At 68.4% G+C, this 1,050-nt stretch carries 1 protein-coding gene; it reads left to right on the forward strand.

Translation table 11 applies throughout. The features are described from left to right. Window positions 1-397: 397 nt before the first annotated feature. Window positions 398-940: an isochorismatase family protein gene (locus EN780_RS34960; RefSeq protein ID WP_128276521.1), complete on the forward strand. Its 543-nt coding sequence runs from the start codon at window positions 398-400 to the stop codon at window positions 938-940. The last annotated feature ends 110 nt before the right edge of the window (window positions 941-1,050 follow it).

Consider the following 1,050-nt stretch of genomic DNA (forward strand, 5'->3'; position numbering starts at 1 on the left):
GCATCAGGGCATCCACAGCGTCTGGCGCGGCGCTTATGGGTCGATCGTCACGGCCGTGGTGCGGCTGCCGGATGGGCGCAGCGCTGGCTCCTATTCTGTGGCGGGCGGGATCGGGTGAGGGGGTGAAGCTGCCAATCTCCCCCCTTGTGGGGGAGATGGCCGGCAGGCCAGAGGGGGGCGCTGCCCCGCCGACTTCTCAGCTAATCTTACGGCGCACGATTTAGGGTTCTGAGGAACAAGTGATCGAAGGCCGCGATCTTTCGCGCCCCCCTCTGCCCTGCCGGGCATCTCCCCCACAAGGGGGGAGATCATTTGTCATCGCCGCTTTCGCCAATCTCCGCCTTCGGGTGAAGCATCCATCCTTGACCCACCCTCCACCCACGCTATCTTCCCGCCCATGCCAGAATCCAGCCTTGCCCCGCTCATTGTCATCGATCTCCAGACCGGCATGTTCGACGGCCGCTTCGAGCCGCCGATCCATGACGCGGAGGGCATTGTCGCCCGTGCCCGCGCGGTGATCGACTGGGCGCGAGAATCCGGCCGCAAGGTCGCCTTCATCCGCCATGACGGCCCGCAAGGCGATCCGCTGGCGCCGGGCGCGAGCGGCTGGCCGGTATGGCCGGAGCTCGGCCAGGCCGATGACGAGCCGACCTTCGGCAAGCGTGTCGGCGATGCCTTCTCCAACGAGGCGCTTGGTGAGTGGGTGGCCGGCCAGGGCGCCGGCGCTGTCATCCTGCTCGGCGCCCAGAGCGACTTCTGCGTCGCGGCGACCCTGAAGGGCGCTATGGAGCGAGGTCTCGGCGTCACCGTGGTGTCCGACGCGCACTCGACGCTGGATACGCCTGCCGAGAGCGCCGCAGCGATCATCGCCCGCCACAACGCGGCTTTCGAAGAGGCCGGCGCGAAGCTGGCGACGGCGGCGACGTTGAGCGGACGCTGAACCCTCTCCCGGAAGGGAGAAGGGAGGCGCCCTTCAACCAACCCGGGGAGGCCCCACCATGCCAAGCCTCAACCTGCCCGCCGAAGGCGGATGCCGCTGCGGCCGCGTTC

This window comes from Mesorhizobium sp. M4B.F.Ca.ET.089.01.1.1 (assembly GCF_004022605.1).
In the GTDB taxonomy this organism is placed as follows: Bacteria; Pseudomonadota; Alphaproteobacteria; order Rhizobiales; family Rhizobiaceae; genus Mesorhizobium; species Mesorhizobium abyssinicae.

Excerpts from the sequence above, each read along its gene's own strand:
- EN780_RS34960 (WP_128276521.1), top strand. The coding sequence starts at position 398 with ATGCCAGAATCCAGCCTTGCCCCGCTCATTGTCATCGATCTCCAGACC.